General features: G+C 71.4%; 19 protein-coding genes and 1 pseudogene. 8 read left to right on the forward strand and 12 right to left on the reverse strand.

Features of this window, described 5'->3' with window-relative positions; translation table 11 throughout:
• The first annotated feature begins 16 nt into the window (after nt 1-16).
• Both ACFC1F_RS00315 and ACFC1F_RS00320 read left to right on the forward strand, forming a co-directional pair.
• Nucleotides 17-520 (forward strand): SigE family RNA polymerase sigma factor, encoded by a 504-nt coding sequence (locus ACFC1F_RS00315; protein WP_307853165.1) that lies wholly within the window; start codon nt 17-19, stop codon nt 518-520.
• 84 nt (nt 521-604) lie between these two features.
• Nucleotides 605-1414 (forward strand): hypothetical protein, encoded by an 810-nt coding sequence (locus tag ACFC1F_RS00320; RefSeq protein WP_376154644.1) that lies wholly within the window; start codon nt 605-607, stop codon nt 1412-1414.
• Between the two features lie 217 nt (nt 1415-1631).
• On the opposite strand, the gene ACFC1F_RS00325 is transcribed toward ACFC1F_RS00320, so the two are convergent.
• The 4 genes from ACFC1F_RS00325 to ACFC1F_RS00340 form a co-directional block, all read right to left on the reverse strand.
• A complete protein-coding gene (locus ACFC1F_RS00325; protein ID WP_376154646.1) occupies nt 1632-2549 on the reverse strand; it encodes a DUF6891 domain-containing protein in 918 nt (305 codons plus the stop codon).
• A 146-nt stretch (nt 2550-2695) separates the two neighbouring features.
• The gene (locus ACFC1F_RS00330) at nt 2696-6649 is read right to left on the reverse strand and encodes an amino acid adenylation domain-containing protein (protein ID WP_376154648.1); all 3954 of its coding nucleotides are present in this window, start codon (nt 6647-6649) and stop codon (nt 2696-2698) included.
• A 251-nt stretch (nt 6650-6900) separates the two neighbouring features.
• Nucleotides 6901-7485, reverse strand: a complete 585-nt coding sequence (locus ACFC1F_RS00335; protein WP_376154650.1) for a hypothetical protein — start codon at nt 7483-7485, stop codon at nt 6901-6903.
• Between the two features lie 135 nt (nt 7486-7620).
• Nucleotides 7621-8466, reverse strand: coding sequence for an NAD(P)H-binding protein (locus ACFC1F_RS00340; RefSeq protein WP_376154651.1), 846 nt, complete (start codon nt 8464-8466; stop codon nt 7621-7623).
• Between the two features lie 115 nt (nt 8467-8581).
• Here ACFC1F_RS00340 and ACFC1F_RS00345 point away from each other — a divergent pair, with 115 nt between their 5' ends.
• Nucleotides 8582-9004 (forward strand): pentapeptide repeat-containing protein, encoded by a 423-nt coding sequence (locus ACFC1F_RS00345; protein WP_245204958.1) that lies wholly within the window; start codon nt 8582-8584, stop codon nt 9002-9004.
• A 67-nt stretch (nt 9005-9071) separates the two neighbouring features.
• Here ACFC1F_RS00345 and ACFC1F_RS00350 read toward each other — a convergent pair whose 3' ends face one another.
• From ACFC1F_RS00350 to ACFC1F_RS00365, 4 genes are read right to left on the reverse strand one after another with little or no spacing between them, the layout of a single operon-like run.
• Nucleotides 9072-9419, reverse strand: a complete 348-nt coding sequence (locus ACFC1F_RS00350; protein ID WP_376154652.1) for a hypothetical protein — start codon at nt 9417-9419, stop codon at nt 9072-9074.
• Between the two features lie 43 nt (nt 9420-9462).
• On the reverse strand, nt 9463-9612 hold the full coding sequence (locus ACFC1F_RS00355; protein ID WP_209413010.1) for a hypothetical protein: 150 nt from the start codon (nt 9610-9612) through the stop codon (nt 9463-9465).
• Nucleotides 9609-9848 (reverse strand): hypothetical protein, encoded by a 240-nt coding sequence (locus ACFC1F_RS00360; protein ID WP_376154653.1) that lies wholly within the window; start codon nt 9846-9848, stop codon nt 9609-9611. Before ACFC1F_RS00360 ends, ACFC1F_RS00355 begins: the two co-directional genes overlap by 4 nt.
• A gap of 31 nt (nt 9849-9879) precedes the next feature.
• Nucleotides 9880-10245, reverse strand: a complete 366-nt coding sequence (locus ACFC1F_RS00365; RefSeq protein ID WP_376154655.1) for an ATP-binding protein — start codon at nt 10243-10245, stop codon at nt 9880-9882.
• Nucleotides 10246-10507: 262 nt separating this feature from the next.
• On the opposite strand from ACFC1F_RS00365, the gene ACFC1F_RS00370 reads away from it, so the two are divergent.
• Genes ACFC1F_RS00370 through ACFC1F_RS00380 form a run of 3 tightly spaced genes read left to right on the forward strand, consistent with a single transcriptional unit; the run spans nt 10508 to nt 11843 of the window.
• Nucleotides 10508-11398: a helix-turn-helix domain-containing protein gene (locus ACFC1F_RS00370; RefSeq protein ID WP_376154657.1), complete on the forward strand. Its 891-nt coding sequence runs from the start codon at nt 10508-10510 to the stop codon at nt 11396-11398.
• Between the two features lie 10 nt (nt 11399-11408).
• The gene (locus ACFC1F_RS00375; protein ID WP_376154659.1) at nt 11409-11609 is read left to right on the forward strand and encodes a DUF397 domain-containing protein; all 201 of its coding nucleotides are present in this window, start codon (nt 11409-11411) and stop codon (nt 11607-11609) included.
• Nucleotides 11610-11642: 33 nt separating this feature from the next.
• A complete protein-coding gene (locus ACFC1F_RS00380) occupies nt 11643-11843 on the forward strand; it encodes a DUF397 domain-containing protein (RefSeq protein WP_376154661.1) in 201 nt (66 codons plus the stop codon).
• A gap of 48 nt (nt 11844-11891) precedes the next feature.
• On the opposite strand, the gene ACFC1F_RS00385 is transcribed toward ACFC1F_RS00380, so the two are convergent.
• Nucleotides 11892-12752 (reverse strand): hypothetical protein, encoded by an 861-nt coding sequence (locus tag ACFC1F_RS00385; protein WP_376154662.1) that lies wholly within the window; start codon nt 12750-12752, stop codon nt 11892-11894.
• Nucleotides 12753-13061: 309 nt separating this feature from the next.
• Between ACFC1F_RS00385 and ACFC1F_RS00390 the strand changes: the two genes are divergently transcribed.
• A complete protein-coding gene (locus ACFC1F_RS00390) occupies nt 13062-13754 on the forward strand; it encodes a hypothetical protein (RefSeq protein WP_376154663.1) in 693 nt (230 codons plus the stop codon).
• A 131-nt stretch (nt 13755-13885) separates the two neighbouring features.
• Here the strand turns inward: ACFC1F_RS00390 and ACFC1F_RS00395 are convergent, their stop codons facing one another.
• Nucleotides 13886-14263, reverse strand: coding sequence for a carboxymuconolactone decarboxylase family protein (locus ACFC1F_RS00395; protein WP_209413077.1), 378 nt, complete (start codon nt 14261-14263; stop codon nt 13886-13888).
• A 311-nt stretch (nt 14264-14574) separates the two neighbouring features.
• Between ACFC1F_RS00395 and ACFC1F_RS00400 the strand changes: the two genes are divergently transcribed.
• Complete coding sequence (locus ACFC1F_RS00400) at nt 14575-14955, forward strand: VOC family protein (RefSeq protein ID WP_209413002.1); 381 nt, start codon at nt 14575-14577, stop codon at nt 14953-14955.
• A 103-nt stretch (nt 14956-15058) separates the two neighbouring features.
• On the opposite strand, the gene ACFC1F_RS00405 is transcribed toward ACFC1F_RS00400, so the two are convergent.
• The gene (locus ACFC1F_RS00405; RefSeq protein ID WP_209413001.1) at nt 15059-16111 is read right to left on the reverse strand and encodes a 2-oxoacid:ferredoxin oxidoreductase subunit beta; all 1053 of its coding nucleotides are present in this window, start codon (nt 16109-16111) and stop codon (nt 15059-15061) included.
• Nucleotides 16112-16209: 98 nt separating this feature from the next.
• Nucleotides 16210-18159: pseudogene (locus tag ACFC1F_RS00410) on the reverse strand (2-oxoacid:acceptor oxidoreductase subunit alpha); the annotation flags it as partial.
• Between the last annotated feature and the right edge of the window lie 193 nt (nt 18160-18352).

Raw genomic sequence — 18352 nt, forward strand, 5'->3', positions numbered from 1 at the left:
AGGAAAGGACGTCTCGGTGGGGGAAGCACCTGCGGGTTACCTGGAGTTCGCGCATGCCGCCGGCGGTCGGCTGTTCCGCACGGCATGTCTGCTCACCGGGGACTGGCACCAGGCCGAGGACCTGGTGCAGGAGACGCTCGCCAAGATGTACCGGTCCTGGCGGAAGATCAACCACGACCGGCCGCCGGTGGCCTACGCGCACACCGTCCTGGTCCGGACGTACCTGGCGCAACGTCGGCGGCTGAGCTTCTGGGAGCGCGTCAGCGACCGGCTGGACGACACGGCCGAGGCCCGTGCCGACCAGGCCGACCTGCGGCTGACCCTCCTGGACGGGCTGGCGCGCCTGTCCGCCGCCGACCGGGCCGTGCTGGTGCTGCGCTACTGGGAGGACCGGTCGGTCGAGGAGACCGCGCAGATCCTCAAGATTCCTCCCACGACCGTCCGCACCCGTAGCCTGCGTGCGCTGCGCAGGCTGCGCGGGCTGCTCGGCGACGAGCTGGCCGACGTGTCGGCGGGTTAGCCCCGCGCTCCTGCCGAGCCGCCGCCCCTGGTGGGCCGAGGCGGCGGTACCCCTTGGATGAACTTGGATGAACGGAGTCATCCCGTGTCCGCGGACGAGAAGCTGGAACATGAGTTGGGACGCGCCATGGCCCACGGCCTGGACCGCGCGGCGGCCCGGTTCGCGCCGCCCCCGCACGATCTGGTGCTGCGGTCGGCGGAGCGGGGCGAGCGCCGGCACCGCCGGGCCCGGGCCGCGCGGTTGACGGGTGTGGTGGCGTTCGTCGCGGTCCTGGGCGTCGGCGCCGCCCTGGTGCACGGCGCCGACCGGACGCCCCCGACCCCGGTGCAGCAGGCCGCCCGGTCCTCCACCCCCGCCCAGCCCTCCACCGGCGCGTCGCCCTCCAGCGGCGCCCCGTCCGCCACCGACGCACCCCCGACTGCGAAGCCGTCCGACCTCCGGGCGCTGCTGGTCACGATGCTTTCCGGCCGGGGGAAGGCGACCGGGGGCTCGGAGAACGGCCCCGAGTACGCCACCGCACTGCTCGACGACGGCCGGGGCAAGGGGCTGGTCACGATCACCGTGCAGAGCGGGGTGACGGACCAGGTGAAGGACCGCATGAACTGCGACCGTGCGCCGGTGGGCTGCCAGACGGTAACCACGGCCGACGGCACCGTCGTGAAGTCCTACGAGGCGTCGGCCGGCGCGACCGGCGAGGTCCGGTGCAACACGGTCGACACGCTGCGCCCGAACGGCAGCCGGGTGGTGGCCGGCGCCTGCGACGCGGCCTCCGACCTGGGCCCGCGGACCCGGACCAAGCCGGTGCTCGACCTCGAAGGGGTGAAGGCCGTCGCGTTGGATCCGCGCTGGGTGTCCGGCCCCGGAGGCTCGTCGGCCGGGCCCGGGCGGCACTGACCGGACGCCCTCCCCCGCGTGGGCCGCGCCCCCGGCCTCGCCGGCCGCTGCAACCAGGGCGGTGGGACCAGGGCGGCGCGACCAGGCCGCTGCGACCCAGGCGGTGCGACCCAGGCTGCTCCAACTCACCGGAGCCCCAGGCCAACGCGACCAGGCCACTGCGACTCCGGGGCAACCAGGCCCGGGCAACCAGGCCGGCGCAACCGGCCCGGTGCGGCTAACCGACCAGGCGCCGGCGCCAGTCCAGCGGGGTGACGGTGATGGCCCGGCCGGGGTCGCGGTCCCACTCGGTGCGGAGGCCGACGGCTTCGACGGCGGCCACGACCTCCTCGCCGACGGCCCTGGTGGTCCCGGACGAGCCGTCGAAGCCCCCGTAGAGCAGCATCAGTCCGTGGCCGGCCGCGGCGGAGTCCGTGCACTGGCTGTGGAAGTAGACGAAGCCACGGGCATCGGGCCCGCCTTCGGCGCCGATCTCGGCCTCGCCGCAGCTGCGACAGCAGGTGAAGTTCTCGCGGGCGGTGATGCCGGCCTCCTGGAGGGCGGCGAACGCGCGGCTGAGCCGCTCGGGGTCGGTCTCGCCCTGCCAGGCGGCCTGTTCCGCGACGCGCTCCAGCCAGAGCCGGTCGGCCAGCACTCGTGCCTGCTCGCGCGAGACGGGCCGGCGGTCGCCGGAGACGAGGTACTCCTCGGCGTGCTCGGCCAGTTGGTCACGGGAGGCGTAGCCGGCGGCCAGCATCTCGCGGACGCTCTTCTCCAGTTCCCCGCGCTCGTCCTCGTCCAGGTCGAGCGGCGGCACCTCAGGGGTGGGGCCCAGGTCCAGCGGCGACCAGACCAGGCCGGTGTCCCAGCCGTCCTCCTGGCGGGCCCAGCCGGTCAGCGCCGCGATCACGGCCTCGGAGCCTTCGACCCGGGTCTCGAAGTGCCGGTCGGCGCCCCCGTCGCGGTGCTCCAGCGTGAAGACACCGTCGGCCTCCTCCCAGACCTGGGCGAAGACGTCGGGAAGATCCGGGACGCGCTGGAGCACCAGGAACCGGTCACCGTTGCCGTCGAGCCGACGGACCAGCCCGGCCAGCTCCTCGGCGGTCACGCGGACCTGCCGCCCCGGCTTCTCCGTCTTCACCGCGATCTCAAGCATGCGCAGACTCTGGCACACCCGTCCGACAGGAGACCTCCCGGGAAGGGCCGCGCCCCTGGCCTCGCCGGGCCCCGGCCTCACGCAGAAGGGCGGCGACCGGCACCGTGCGGTGCAGGGCGTCGCCCTTCTGCCGGACCGGCGGCGGCCTAGCGGTTGCGGATCGCCGCCGCCAGTTCGCCGATGCCGTGCTCCTTCAGCACGCCGTAGTGGTCTCCGGCCAGTTCGACCACGGTCGGCGGGCGCGCGGACCAGCCGGTGTGCCCGTCGATGAACGAGTAGTCGTCCCCCGAGGCCTTGAAGACGGTCACCGGCGCGTCCAGCCGCCGCTCGGCCAGCTCACGGAAGGTGTACTCGAACTCGTAGGTCTCGCCCACGATTCGGGTGATCCGCCGGATCATCTCCTCGTCCAGCTCCGGGAGCAGACGATGGACGAAGGCCACGAAGCCGTCCTCGTCCTCCACTTCGGCCAGGCAGCGCTCCAGTTCGGGGCTCCTGACGGCACTGGCGAAGACGGAGAACAGGATCGTCAGGTACGCCGGGTTGCGGTACGACGCCTCCCGCCCGTAGCGCCGGCCGTCGGCCTGGCGGACCTTCGGGTTGGCCGGGCAGATCAGCAGCACCTCCGTCACCCGCTCCCCGGCGCTCTCCAACTGCCAGGCCGCCTCGAACGCGACCCGGGCGCCGAAGGAGTAGCCCCAGAGCGTGTACGGCCCCTCGGGCTGCACCCGCCGGATCTCGGCGACGTCGGCGGCGGCCATCTCCCGGATGGTCGGGTACGGCTCCTCGCCGGCGTTGATGCCGTGTGCCTGGATCCCGTAGAACGCGCGCCCGTCGCCCGCCTCGCGTCCCAGCAGACGCAGGTTCATCGGGTAGCCGCCGAGGCCCGGCCAGCAGAACACGGGACGGTCCGCGCTGCCGGGGTGCAGCGGCACCAACCGCGAGCTCGGCCCGCCGGCCGCGTCGCCGCCCACCCGGGCACCCGCCACGGCGCCCTCGATCCGCGCGGCCAGGTCGGCCAGCTTGGGGTGTTCGAACACCACCTGGAGCGGCAGCCGGATGCCGAACTCCCGGTTGATCCGGTTGACCAGCGCCACGGCGATCAGCGAGTTGCCGCCGGCGGCGAAGAACTCGTCCTCCACCGAGACCACGGCCGAACCCTCCACTGCACCCTCCGCCGCACCCTCCGGCGAGCCCTCCGCCGACAGCGCCGGCGAGGCGTTCTCGTACTTCAGCGCCCTGCCCCACGCCTGCGCGAGCCACCGCTCGTAGCGCGTCGCGGGAGCCACGTACGCGCTCCTGCCACCCGCCCGGGAGACGGCCTCGGAGGTGGCCAGGGCCTTGGCGTCGACCTTCCCGTTCGCCGTCAGCGGCAGCGAGTCCAGCACCAGCACCCGGTTCGGGAGCATGTAGTCGGGCAGGAAGGTCGCCAGCTCGTCCTTGATGATCTCGGCCGGCCCCTTCATGTGGACGGCGTCCTCGCGCATGCCCTCGCTGCGGATCTGCTCCTCGCTGACCTTGCCGCCGACGAAGAAGTACGACGGCCCGGTGGCTATGCCGCAGGCGTCCAGGATCGAGTCGATCCGCCGCGCGGCCGGCAGCGGATGGCCGGTCCGGGAGCTGTAGCCGGAGGACATGAACCCCAGGGCGAGGCCGTTGCGCTGGAGGTGGTGCAGCTTGGTGCCCAGGTCGATGTACTCCAGCCACGGCCGGTCGGCCCGGCTGACGGCGGTGATGCCGAAGGCGGCCCGCTCGTACGCGCCCTGGTTGATCGCGATCACGTGCCGCGACTGCACCAGCTCGTCCGACACGTGCACCAACTCTCCCTTCACGTAGCGGTACTGGCCGGCCGGCAGGCCGTCGACCCGGCCGGGGTGGGCCTGGACGAACAGCTCGACGGTCTCCGGCCGCGGCGCGCCGCCACCGCCCCCGATCGCGAAGGTGCCCAGGTAGTAGTCCTCCTCCGCGACGTCCAGGCGGTCCTTGAGGGAGGCGTCGAGGCCGAGCGGGCGGACGGCCAGGCCGTACGCCGGCAGCACCTCCTCGAAGACGCCCAGCATGTGCCCGGCCTCGAACTCCAGGACCTCCTGGATGTTGTTGCTGTACACCGGCTCGATCGCCCGTTTCTTGCCGGAGAAGTGCACCGAGAGGTACGCCTCGGCGCGCTCCTCGGCCGGGCCGATCCGGACCAGGGTGTGGTCGACCGGGTGGTAGTAGTACAGGCCGGCGTCGAGGCCGTCCAGGCCGCCGGTCTCCAGGTAGAGCTGCGTCGCGTACAGCGCGCCGGGCGAGGCGTACGCGTACTTGGGCAGCAGCCGCTCCTCACTGTGGAACTGCCCGAACCACCGCAGGATCCGGCCGAGTTCGGGGAAGGTCAGCCGGTCGAGCCGACGGGCGTAGGCGCCGGCCGGGCGCGGGGCGAGCAGCCTGCGCAGATCGTCCCGGGTGACGGGCCCGCCCTCGTAGAAGCGGTAGGTCTTGCGGGCGTACGTCTCGCGCCGTTGGAGGCCGGACTCCCGTTTGCCGGGCAGCTCCACCACCGGCCGCCCGCGCAGCTCCCCGGCTTCCCGCAGGCCCGGGTCGGACAGCTGGGCCTTCACCTGGAGCCGGCTCGCCTTGGACTGGTGGTGGCGGCCGTGGTTGCCCTGGTCCATCAGGGCCGCCTCCCGGGGGTTCAGCTCGACGCACGCCACCAGGCTCTGGTGGCCGGTGCGTTCGTCGTCGGTGACGATCGCCGCCGCCCGTCTGACCCAGGTGTGCTCCTCGATGGCGACGGCGACCTCGTCCAGCTCCACGCGGTGACCGCGGAGCTTGACCTGGTTGTCGGCCCGGCCGGCGAACTGGATGGTGCCGTCCTCGTTCCAGTACGTCAGGTCGCCCGTCCGGTAGAGCCGCTCGGTCGGGATGAACGGGGAGGGGATGAAGCGCTCGACGGTCAGCTCGGGCCGGTGCAGGTATCCGCGCGCCAGCTGGACCCCGCCGATGTACAGCTCGCCGGTCGTCCCGACGCCCACCGGCGCCAGGTCCCCGTCCAGGATGAAGCAGTGGGTGTTGTCGACCGGGCGCCCGATCGGGACGGTGCCCGCGCCGTCGCCGATCGTCTCCGGGTCCACCACGTGGGCGGTCGCGTTGATGGTGCACTCGGTGGGCCCGTAGAGGTTGACCAGTGAGGCCCACGGCAGTTGGCCGGAGAACGAGCGGGCGAGCCGCTGCGAGAGCGCCTCGCCGCCGGAGAACACCCGGGTGAGGCTGGTGCACTCGGCGAACCCCTCGGTGTCCAGCAGCGCCTGGAGCAGGGTCGGCACGCACTGCAGCGCCGTCACCCCGTGCCGCCGGACGGTGGCGATCAGCGCCTCCGGGTCCCGGTACACGCCGGGCGCGCCCATGACGACCCGGGCCCCGGCCGCCGGGGCCAGGATCTCCCACTGGGCCGCGTCGAAACTCATCGGTGTCTTCTGCAGCACCGCCACGCCCGCGCCCAGGTGGCCGGTGGCGTGCATCCAGCGCAGCTGGGACACGACGCTGCGGTGCTCGATCATCACGCCCTTCGGGCGCCCGGTGCTGCCGGAGGTGTAGATGACGTACGCCAGGGCCTCCGGGCGGGGCCCGGCCGGGGGCGCCTCCGCGCCGTCGACCGACGCCCCGGAGGCGGTGTCGGCCGGGGCCTCGGCGGCGGTGACGATCCGGGTGCCTTGCGGGGCCAGGCCGGCCAGGCGGTCCCGCAGGTGGCCCTGGGTGACGATGACCCGGGTGCGGCTGTCCTCGATCATGTAGCGCAGCCGGTCCTCGGGGTAGTCCGGCGAGAGCGGCAGGTAGCCGGCCCCGGCGTGCAGGATGCCCCAGGCGCCGACCATCAGGTCGACGGACGGTTCGACGCACAGGCCGACGCAGTCGTCGGCGCCCGCTCCCAGGCGGTGCAGACGGGCGGCGAGCCGGCCGGCTTCGGCGGACAGCTCCCGGTTGGTGAGGCTCCGCTCCCCGTCGACGACCGCGACGGCCTCGGGCCGCGCGTGCACCTGCTGCTCCAGCAGGCCGACCAGTGAGGTACCCACGGAGGCGCCGCGGGCGTGCGGAACGGTGGGAACGGACCGGGTGGTTTTCATGTGAACCCCTGTGATGTGGACAACTGGGGTCCGGCGGCCTGATCCCCAAGCCGCCGGGCCAGGGATTCAGCGTCGGCCGCCTGTTGTCCCGACCACATGGGGCACGAGCCGTGACCGCGCCCCGGTGGCGGCCGGGACCGGGCGCCCGGGCCGGGTGAGGCCCGGGGCCGGGGTACGCCCGGGCCGGTCCCGGGCGGGTGGGGCACGCCTCGGGCCGGCAGGGTCCCGGGGCGGGTGGGGCGTCTCGCCGGCTACCAGCCGCACTCCACCGGCCCGATCGGCCGGAGTCCCGCCTGCCGGGCCAGCCACTCGGCGCGTTCGACGTCACCCTCCCGGAAGTGGATGTACACCGTGTGATCGGTTGCGGGGATGTCGCGGCCCACCCCGTGGCTGTTGAAGACGATCTGGACGTAGGCGTCCTTGTTGCGGATGTCCAGGCCGAGTTCCGGGACGGCCGGCCACCAGAAGCAGTCCCAGTCGACGTAGGCGGGCCCGGAGCCGATCACGTCGAGGAACCTCTCCTCGATCGACCCGACCGGCTGGTTCTCGATGACGAGCACGACGGGGAGCACCGCCGCCACGCCCTCCTCCCCCGCCACCACCATGCGCCGGACGTCGTCGTGGGACTCGGGCCGGTACGGGTCCTCGGTGCAGAGCCTGGCGTCCGGGAAGGCGGCGGCCATGCGCTGCGCCTCGGCCAGGGTCCGCGCCTGTGCCTCCGCGCTGATGTTGAACCGGTCCATGGGGATGGCGAGGTCCAGGATCCGCCGGGCCGCCTGATAGGCGCTCCGCAGGTCAGGGGTTCGCAGGACGGGTACGGCGTTCGATGTGCTCACGCCGCAGCAGCGTAGGAGACACCGCTCCGAACGGCACGGGGGTTTCGCCCGCGAGGCCGACCGGGACAGGGGCGGTCACGACCACCCGTGTGAGCGGATCCCGTGTGAGCGGATCCCGTGTGAGCGGATCCCGTCCTAGCGGAACCCGTCCGCGTGCTCCTCCGCCCACGAGCGGAACGTGCGCGCCGGCCGTCCGGTGATCACTTCCACCGCCGACGTGATCACGTCCGATCCCGGTCGTGTTTCGGCGCTGGCCAACAGGGCCTCGACGAGAGCGGGGGGCCTTCCGTCGGCGAGCATCTGCCGGCGGGCGGCCTCCACCGGGACCTTCTCGAAACGCGTCGGACGGCCGATCGCCACCCCGATCGCGTGCACCTGATCGGCCCTGCTGAGCACCTGAGGACCGGTCAGGACGTACGTCCCGCCCACGTGCCCGTCGTCGGTGAGCGCGTGTGCCGCCACGGCCGCGACGTCGCGCTCGTGGATCACCGCCGTGGCAGCGATGTCGGGCCCGCGGACGACGTCCGTGGTGCGGGTCTGCTCGGCCCACCCCCGCGCGTTGGAGGCGATGGTGTTCGACCGCAGGAACGTCCACGCCAGGCCGGATCCTTCGACCAGGCGCTCCATGTCGGCGTGGAGCTGGTTGATCGGGTCGGTCTGGCGCTCGGCGCCCTCGTTCACCCCCGACGACGAGAGATAGACGACGCGGCGGGCGTGCCGAGCGATCGCCTCCAGCACGGCGGGGGCGCCCTCGGTCGTGAGGAACGGCCAGATCAGGAACACCGTGTCGCTCCCGACCAGTGCCTCCTCCAGTGTGTCCGGCCGGGAGAGGTCCCCGCCCACGACCTCGGCTCCAGCCGGCAGCCCGGCCGTTTCGGGATCACGCGCCAGTGCACGCACGGAGGCACCCCTGGCCAGGAGTTGGACAACGACCTCCCGGCCCACGTTGCCGGTCGCGCCGGTCACGAGAATCTCACCCATGGTCAGGTCAGCCTCGGCCGCGCCCGGGCTATTCCGCGACCGCGCGCCGGGACGCCCCGCCGCCGAGGTGCCCCGCAGCCGAGACGCCCCGCTGCGGGCTGGCACGATGTCCCGCATGAGCCGACCGATGACGCCGAAGGACGAGCTCGCCTCGCGCCGCCTGTACGCGACTCTCCAGCGGGAGTCCTTCGACGGCGCGGACCTCGCGTCGGTACGGCTGCGGCCGCTGTGGTTCACGCGGTGCACGTTCCGTGGGACCGATCTCCGCCACGCCACGCTCGACGGCTGCCACTTCAAGCTGTGCGATCTCCGCGGAGCCGATTTGAGCGGCGCCTCGATGAGGGGCGTCATGCTGGCCGGCTGCGACCTCACCGGCGCCGACCTCCGGGCAGCGGACCTGACCGGCGCCCGTCTCGGCCGGGTCCTCACCGGTACTCCGCCCTACGGGCTCACCGACGCCACCGATGTCAGGCTGGAGAAGGCCGTTCTCCGCGGAGTCGAACTCGACCAGGTCATCGGCTGGCCCCTCGCCGGGTAGCCGGCCGACGCCCGACACCCGAGGCTCACGGGCCGCTCGGGCCCGTCACGCGACCGCTTGGGATCGATCACCGGGGAGCTCCGGGCCCGGGCCTCGGTCTGGGGTTGAGGCGGGCGGGGTGCCAGGTGGTGTTGCGACCGGCGCCCTCGCGGTAGGCGATCCGCTGGGCGGCGGTGAGGAGCCGGTAGAGGTTGAGGGCCGCGTCGGACTCGTCGGCCTCGTAGCCGAGTTGGTGGATGAAGGCTTCGAGTTGGGGCCAGTCGAAGTCGTCGGGGACGGCGGGGGTGACGTCGCCCCGGGCGTGCGCGTTGAACGCGGCTGCGACGGCGAAGTGGGCGGCGGCCAGGGCGTTGCCGAGGACGTCGATGAGGGCGTCGGCGAGCGGGGGCTGCTGCGGTACGGGCGATTCGGGCATGGAGGTGCCCTTCCGGGAGGGTGGGCGGGGTGGGGCGGGCCGGTCAGTTCGGCGTACGCCCGGTGGGCGCGTCGTCCTCGGGCTTTGCAACATTGAGAGCGGTGATGACGCCCAGGACGACGGTGGCGATCGCGAGTGCGAGCAGGACGGCGAAGGCGGCGCCGATCAGGAACTCGGCGGTGCCGGATCTCATCGGCGGATCCCGATGACGCGATGACCGAGGTGGGCGGCGAGGCCGTGGAGGAGCTCGTGGGCCTGGTCGCGGGTGAGGGGGAAGGCGAGCTGTTCGCCCGGGCCGGCGTGGATGTCCAGGTCGACGGCGAGGCGGAGCTGCACGGTCGCGTCGGGGACGGCCTCAACGATGAGGTAGGGGACGGTCGTTCGCTCGACCTGGGTGGAGCCGGTGACGAGCGGGATCAGAACCCCCACGGTTCACCCCGCAGGGAGAGGAGGGGGTGGTTCACGCGGCGGCGTCCAACTCGAACCAGACACTCTTGCCGCGCTTGCGCGGGTCGCTCCCGAAGCGGTGGGTGAGCGAGCGGACGAGGTGCAGGCCGCGTCCGGAGAGCTCGTACGGGTCGGCGGAGGCGCGCTGTTCGGGGAGGTCGGGGCTGTCGTCGCTGACCGAGACGCGGAGCGTCCGGTTCAGGAGGACGACCACCACGAGGGGCGCCTGGCTGCCGGCGTGCTTCCACGCATTGACGAAGAGCTCGTGGAGGGCGAGCTCGGCGTCGGCGATGACGTCGTCCGGCCAGCCGGAGGCGTTGAGGACGTCACGCAGCTCGTCACGGGCGGCGGACCAGTCGGGAGGGTTGAAGGCACGCACGAAGAACCTCCGGAGAAGGAGAGGGAGTTCGCGGCGGAGACGTGACCGTGAGCCAGGCCGCACATGGCTGCTCTGCGGCGCCCGGACAGGGCATTACTGACGCTCCGTCGTGTGATCGGTGCAACACTGAGAGTAGGGTCACAGGTTCCACGCGTGCAACACAACCGCGGAAGATGGCCCCTGAGGCCGAGTAACCTCACTCTTGTGAGTGGCGCCCGGCGCGCTCGAAGCGGGAAACTGCTCCGACACGGAAGGAAGACCCTTGGCACTCAGGACTCAAATCAGCGAACGGCAGAAGCGGTTCGGCGCTGAGCTGAGGAGACTGCGTGAGTCTGCCGGGCTGGCCGTGAAGGATGCCGGCGCCCTCGTCGGCATGGGCGGCCCGCAGCTCAGTCACATCGAGGCCGCCCGCACCGGGCTCGATCCGGATCGGCTCGTCACGCTACTTGCGGCCTACGGGTGCACGGATGCCACCTACGTCGAGCTTCTGCAAGATCTGGGCAGCAGTGACGGCAAAGGCTGGTGGACGACATACAAGGGCAAGGTTCCCGCGCTCGCCCTCGATCTGGCCGAGGCCGAGGGCCGAGCCGTCCGCCTGGAAGGCTACGACGCGCTCTACATCCCTGGAGTCTTTCAACTGCCCGCATACGCAGAAGCGATCTATGCGGACAGCTACCACAGCGGCAAGTGGGATGTCGCGACGTCCGTTCAGTTCCGTGTGGATCGGCAGCGGATTCTGATCGATGACAAGGACAGGCAGTTTCACTTCGTTATTCACGAAGCAGCGTTGCGCATGCGATTCCCGGGCGAGGATGTCATGCGAGCTCAGCTACTTCACCTGCTTGACATGGCAGAACTCCCCAACGTCACCATCCAGATTCTTCCGTTCACCGCACCGAAGCACGCTCCGCTATCCTCTTCGTTCCTGTTCTGCGACCCCGGTTGCGCCGCACTGTCGACAGTCGTTCTCGATGGCCCCAAGCGTGCCGAGCACCTTGGCGATCAGGCCGACATCGCGGCGTATCGCCTGAAGTTTGAGCAGCTGAGCGATGTCTCGCTGCCGGCCATCGACACGAGCAGGTCTCTGCGTGACCTACCCTTCCGCAGCTCGCTCGGACTGATCCAACACCTCCTCTATCTACTCCCGAACTGAAGGGCGTCTCATGTCCTATCTCTCCTGGCAGAAGTCGTCATACAGCGAGGGAGAAGGCTCCAACAACTGCCTCGAAGTGGCCCCTGGAACCGGCGACATCCGCCACCTCCGCGAGTCCGACGACCCGGACGTCATCGTCACCACCACCACCACCAAGCTCCGTGCCTTCATCCTCGGCGTCAAAGCTGGCGACTTCGATCACCTCGCCTAAGCGGCCGTGGCCCTCGCATCCAAGGAGCTACCCATGCAACAGCTGAGCTGGCAGAAGTCGTCGTACAGCGATGCAGAAGGTGGCAACAACTGCCTCGAAGTGGCCCCTGGAACCGGCGACATCCGCCACCTCCGCGAGTCCGACGCCCCGGACGTCATCGTCACCACCACCGCCGCCAGGCTCCGCGCCTTCATCCTCGGGGCCAAGGCCGGCGAGTTCGACCACCTCGTCTGACCTCCCCGGCCCGGGCGATGGCCGCCGCCACCACGGCAGCCATCGCCCCTACCAGGCAGGGCCGACGCCGTTGCACTCGGCGCCCGGGCAGCCGCTGGCGTAGACCTGGCTGACGCCGATCGCCATCAGATACCGGTGTCCCGCATACGCCTTGGCCTTGAGCCCCTCGGCGTCCACTCTCCGCCAGTCGAAATACACCACGCGCTCGGACTCCCGGTCCAGGTACGGCTTCGCGTCCGGACCGCTCAGTGAAGGCCGGTCGTCCCAACTCCCGTTCACTGACGGAAATCCCTTGCCGTCCATGACTGCCACGGTCAGGGCGATCCTCTTCCGCCCATCGCCCGGCACGTGATCGACGCTGACCGCGTTCGGCCGGGCCAGCGCCTCCGCCGTCTGCTCGGCCGTGGCGTCGGAACCCGGGCTGTGCACGTGCCGCAGCTGCTGCAGCAGCGTCTTGCCGTCCGAGCGCGGCTTCCACCCGCCCCCGGCCAGTGCCCCGTCCAGGTCCGCGAGCCGCGGTTCGATCTCGCCGTCGAACGCCGCGTACAGCACCGTCGTCCGCTCGCAGGTCACCCCCGACCACGCCCGCTTCCCGCCGAAGCTCTCGCTGCGGGCCTCGGCATGGCAGTGGTCGGCGACCGAGCTGTCGAGGACCTCCGCCCAGGGCGCCGCCACCCGTAGCCGTGCCGTCTGCTCGTCGGCGAACGCCACCGCCTTCTCGCGCGCCTCACGCGTCTCGGCGGACCGGGCCAGCCCTGCCGCGTCCGGCGCCTTGGGAATGGCGGTCAGGTCGTGGATCGCCCAGGCGAGCCCTGCGACGACGACCACCGCCGCCGCCACGACCAGGCCCAGCAACGTCAGCAGCACCCGCCGTATCCCGGCCCGGACCGAGTTCTCCCCCGCACTCATGGCCACCACCGTAGCGACGGCCGCGCCCGAAGCAGCGGCCCGAGATGCTCCGAGACGCCGCCTCAACGGACCCGGGACCGCCCGGAACGCTGCGCCGCAGGTGCGCGCCCCGGCCGCCCCGGCAAACACCACGGCCGTACCGGCTCGTCAACAGCCCCGACGCGGTCACGTCACATCCGGGTCAAAAGCCCGCCAAGACCATGGTGCGCTCCCCCGCCCACGCGCTATCAACAGAGGTACGAGCAGCGCCATTTGGCACTGCGGAACACGGGGGGACCTCCTGTGAACAGCCTCAGTAGCGGTAGAAGCGTGCGGGCACTCGTCGGACTGGCAGCCGTCGGCGCACTGACCCTCACCGCCTGCAACGACGACAACTCGTCGGACTCGGCGAAGAACACCCCGCCGCCGGCCGCCGCCCCGACGACCTCGGCAGCCGCCCCGACCACGCCGGCCACCTCACCGACCACCCCGGCCGCCGCGAGCCCGTCCGCCAGCGCCTCGACCGGCACCTCGGCCAGTGCTCCCGCACCCGCCACCGGCGGCGGCACGGACGCGACCCCCGGCCAGACCTTCAAGATCGGCCAGCCCGCCCAGGTGCAGTTCACCTCGGGCAGCACCAAGGGCGTCATCGCCCTGTCCGTCAGCTCGATCGAGACGGGCGACCCGGCCGACCTCGACGCGCTCAAGCTGGGCGACAAGGTGAAGGGCCTCGTCCCGTACTACGTGCACTACACGATCACCAACACCGGGACCACCGACCTGGCCTACACCAGCGTGGACCACATCAAGGGCCTCCTGCCGGACGGCAGCGAGGCCCAGGAGCTGATGATCATCGGCAGCTTCGCCAAGTGCCCGAGCTCCTCGCTGCCGAAGGGCTTCACCAACGGCAAGACCGCCCAGGCCTGCGCGGTCGCACTCGCCCCGACCGCCACCAAGGTCACGGGCGCCGAGTACTGGGGCTCCCCGTACACCCTCGGCAAGGGCGCCATCTCCTGGAAGTGACGTCCGGATCCTGAGCGGGCGTGGAGCCGGTGAAACCCCCGCCTCCACGCCCGCTTCCGTCCGCTCCCGTCCGCTCCCGTCCGCTCCCGTCCGCTTCCATCCGGCCGTCCGACCGTCCACCGGCCGTCCGCTCAGCCCTGCGCCGCGGCACCCACCGGCGACAGGCCGCGCTCGGCGAAGACCTTCTTCGCCACGAACGTGGCGTTGAGGGCGCGCGGCATGCCGCAGTAGACGGCCGAGTGCAGCAGCGCCTCGACGATCTCCTCGGGGCTGAGGCCGACGTTGAGGGCCGCGTTGATGTGCACGTCCAGCTGCGGCTCGCAGCCGCCGAGGGCGGTGAGCATGCCGAGGGTGACCAGCTGCCGGTCACGGGGGGCCAGGCCGGGCCGGTCGTAGATGTCGCCGAACGCCCAGGCGACGACCTGGTGGCCCAGCTCCGGCGAGACGTCCGCCAGCGCGTCGATGACCCTCTGGCCGCCCTCCCCGTCGATACGGGTGAGGACCTCCATCCCGTGGTCGAAGCGCTCCTGGCGGGTCGCGGCGGGGGCGGGGGCGACGGCGGTGCTGTTCACAGGTGGTCCGTTTCCGCCGCCCGGGGGCGGCTGTTCGTCGTGGACGGTCGAGTCCTCCGGCCGCGGGAAGGATCTCTCCGCCGGCCACAACAGGGACAGTAGAAGTTTGAGTCCGCTCTAACGCAAGCGTCTTGGGCGTACCCCGGGACGCACGCCCAGCCACGCCCGCCCACCCCCCTTGCGCGATTCTCCGTACTATGTATAGTGTACTGCGTACGGGGTATTCGCCGACGAGAGGGCACTCATCCATGCAGATCACCGCCGCCGCCGTTTCGCTCACCGTCGAGGACGAGGCCGCCTCCTCGGCCTTCCTGCAGACGCACTTCGGGTTCACCGAGCAGATGGCCGCCGACGGATTCGTCTCGCTCGGACGGGAGGACTCCGGGATGAACGTGATCTACCTGCGGCGCGGCAACGAGGTGCTGCCGGCAGGGTTCCGTGACCAGCACGCCGCCGGGCTGATCCTCGCCTTCAACGTCACCGGCCTGGAGGACGAGGAGGCCCGCCTCCGCAGCGAGGGCGTGGAGATCACCATGCCCCTGCTGGAGGAGCCGTGGGGCGAGAAGCTGTTCCAGGTCACCGACCCGAACGGGGTCGTGATCCAGCTGGTCGAGTGGGTCCAGCAGTAACCGCCGGCAGGAACCGGCGGTAGGAACGACAGCAGTAACCGCCGGCAGGAACGACGGCGCCCCCCGGCCGAGGCCGGGGGGCGCCGTCACCGTGCAACCGGCCTCAGTCGACGGTCCAGGTGTCGTTCCCGGCCAGCAGCGCGGCCAGCTCGCCCCGGCCGCGCTGGTCGGCCGCCGCGGCCAGCTGGGCGGCCATCAGCTCGTCGTAGACCGGCCGCTTCACGCTTCGCAGCACGCCGATCGGAGTGTGGTGCAGCGTGTCCGTGTCGGCGATCCGCGAGAGGGCGAACGCCCCGGCCGGACCCGCGGCGTGGGCGTCGTGGACGACCACCGACGCCTCGTTCCCGGCGGTGACGGCGTCGACGAACAGCTCGCCGTCCGGACCGCGGAAGACGCCCTGGGCGCGGTCCGCACCGAACCGGATCGGCTGTCCGTGCTCCAGGCGGATCAGCGCCTCGTCCCGGGTGCCCGGCTCCTTCAGCACCTCGAAGGCGCCGTCGTTGAAGATGTTGCAGTTCTGGTAGATCTCCACCAGCGCCGTGCCCTCGTGCTCGGCCGCCGCCCGCAGCACCGACTGGAGGTGCTGGCGGTCGGAGTCGATCGTCCGCGCGACGAACGACGCCTCCGCGCCGATCGCCAGCGAGAGCGGGTTGAACGGGGCGTCCAGCGAGCCCATCGGCGTCGACTTGGTGATCTTGCCGACCTCGCTGGTCGGCGAGTACTGGCCCTTGGTGAGGCCGTAGATCCGGTTGTTGAACAGCAGGATCTTCAGGTTGACGTTCCGCCGCAGCGCGTGGATCAGGTGGTTGCCGCCGATCGAGAGCGCATCGCCGTCACCCGTCACCACCCACACGCTCAGGTCCTGCCGGGACGAGGCGAGCCCGGTGGCGATGGCCGGCGCGCGGCCGTGGATCGAGTGAACGCCGTAGGTGTTCATGTAGTACGGGAAGCGCGAGGAACAGCCGATCCCGGAGACGAAGACGGTGTTCTCCCGCTTGATCCCCAGCTCCGGCATGAAGGACTGCACGGCCGCCAGGATCGCGTAGTCACCGCACCCCGGGCACCATCGCACCTCCTGGTCCGTCTTGAAGTCCTTGGCGCTCTGCGGCGCCTCGCTCTTCGGGACCAGCTTCAACGAGGGGAACTGCTCGCTCATCGGTTGTCCTCCTCGCCCGCCGACACGGCCGCCGGCTCACCCGCCGATTCGTGCGGCGACTCGTGCGGCGACTCGTGCGGCGACTCGTCCAGGCTGCCGACCGCCGCCCACAGAACATCCGCCAACTGGGCCGCCTTGAAAGGAAGTCCGCGTACCTGGTTGTAGGACTGCGCATCCACCAGGTACTTGGCGCGCAGCAGCAGCGCCAGCTGTCCGAGGTTCATCTCGGGGACGATGACCTTGTCATAACCCTTCAGCACCGAGCCGAGATTGGCCGGGAAGGGGTTCAGGTTCCGCAGGTGGGCCTGGGCGACGCGGCCGCCGTCCGCGCGGACCCTGCGGACGGCCGCGGTGATCGGCCCGTAGGTCGAACCCCAGCCGAGCACCAGCACCCGCGCATCGCCGGACGGGTCGTCAACATCGATAGCAGGAACGGTAATCCCGTCCACCTTGGCCTGCCGGGTGCGGACCATGAAGTCGTGGTTGGCCGGGTCGTACGAGATGTTGCCGGTGCCGTCCTGCTTCTCGATGCCGCCGATCCGGTGCTCCAGGCCCGGGGTGCCGGGCACCGCCCAGGGGCGGGCCAGCGTCTGGGGGTCGCGCAGGTAGGGCCAGAACGCGCCGTCCTCCCGGTTCGGGCCGGTGGCGAAGTCCGGCTCGATCGCGGGCAGTTCGCCGACCTCGGGGATCCGCCACGGCTCGGAGCCGTTGGCCAGGTAGCCGTCCGAGAGCAGGAACACCGGCGTCCGGTAGGTCACCGCGATCCGTGCCGCCTCCAGCGCCGCGTCGAAGCACTCGGCCGGAGTGGCCGGGGCCACGATCGGCACCGGCGCCTCGCCGTTGCGCCCGAACATCGCCTGCAGGAGATCCGCCTGCTCGGTCTTGGTCGGCAGCCCGGTGGACGGCCCGCCGCGCTGGATGTCGACCACCAGCAGCGGCAGTTCGAGCGAGACGGCCAGACCGATGGTCTCGCTCTTGAGCGCCACGCCCGGGCCCGAGGTGGTGGTCACGCCGAGCGCGCCGCCGAAGGCCGCGCCGAGCGCCGCGCCGATGCCGGCGATCTCGTCCTCGGCCTGGAAGGTGCGGACCCCGAAGTTCTTGTGCTTGCTCAGCTCGTGCAGGATGTCCGAGGCCGGGGTGATCGGGTACGAGCCGAGGTAGAGCGGCAGCCCGGAGCGCTCGGCGGCGGCGATCAGGCCGTAGGAGAGGGCCAGGTTCCCCGAGATGTTGCGGTAGCGGCCCGGTGGCAGCTTGGCCGGCGGCACCTCGTAGGAGACCGCGAAGGACTCCGTCGTCTCACCGAAGTTCCAGCCCGCCCGGAAGGCGCTGATGTTGGCCTCGGCGATCTGCGGCTTCTTCGCGAACTTGCTGCGCAGGAAGGTCTCGGTGCCGCGGGTGGGCCGGTGGTACATCCAGGAGAGCAGACCCAGGGCGAACATGTTCTTCGCCCGCTCGGCGTCCTTGCGGGCCAGGCCGCTGTCCTTGAGCGCTTCGAGGGTCAGCGTCGTCAGCGGCACCTTGTGCAGGTGGAAGGCCTCCAGCGAGCCGTCGGCCAGCGGGTCGGCCGGGTAGCCGACCTTGGCCAGGGCCCGCTTGGTGAACTCGTCGGTGTTGACGATGATCTCCGCGCCCCGCGGCAGGTCCGGCAGGTTCGCCTTGAGGGCGGCCGGGTTCATCGCCACCAGGACGTTGGGCGCGTCCCCCGGGGTCAGGATGTCGTGGTCGGCGAAGTGCAGCTGGAAGGACGAGACGCCCGGCAGCGTTCCGGCAGGGGCCCGGATCTCGGCCGGGAAGTTGGGCAGGGTGGAGAGGTCGTTGCCGAAGGACGCCGTCTCCGAGGTGAAGCGGTCACCGGTGAGCTGCATACCGTCGCCGGAGTCCCCGGCGAACCGGATGATCACCCGGTCCAGTCTGCGAATCGGCTTGGCGCGCCTGGGCTGCGGACTCGGCGGCACGGCGGCTCCGGAGCGGTCCTCGCCCGCCCCGGAGCGGCCCTCTTCGCCGTCCGAGCCGTCCACTGCTTCTGACTGATCGACCTGACTGGTCACTGCCGCGGACCTCCTCGTGGGCACCAGCCGCGGGCGTGAGCCGTGTGCCCCGTCCGCCTGGTGCACCTCTCGCATCCTATGCGGGTAAGGATTGCCTTGGACGGAACTCCCCGATGCGGCGGGAAATCACCGCCACATCGGGTCGGAAATCACCACCGCACCGGGCCGGAAATCACCACCGCGCCCGGTCGGG

The sequence above is a fragment of the Kitasatospora sp. NPDC056181 genome, from assembly GCF_042266225.1.
GTDB lineage: Bacteria > Actinomycetota > Actinomycetes > Streptomycetales > Streptomycetaceae > Kitasatospora.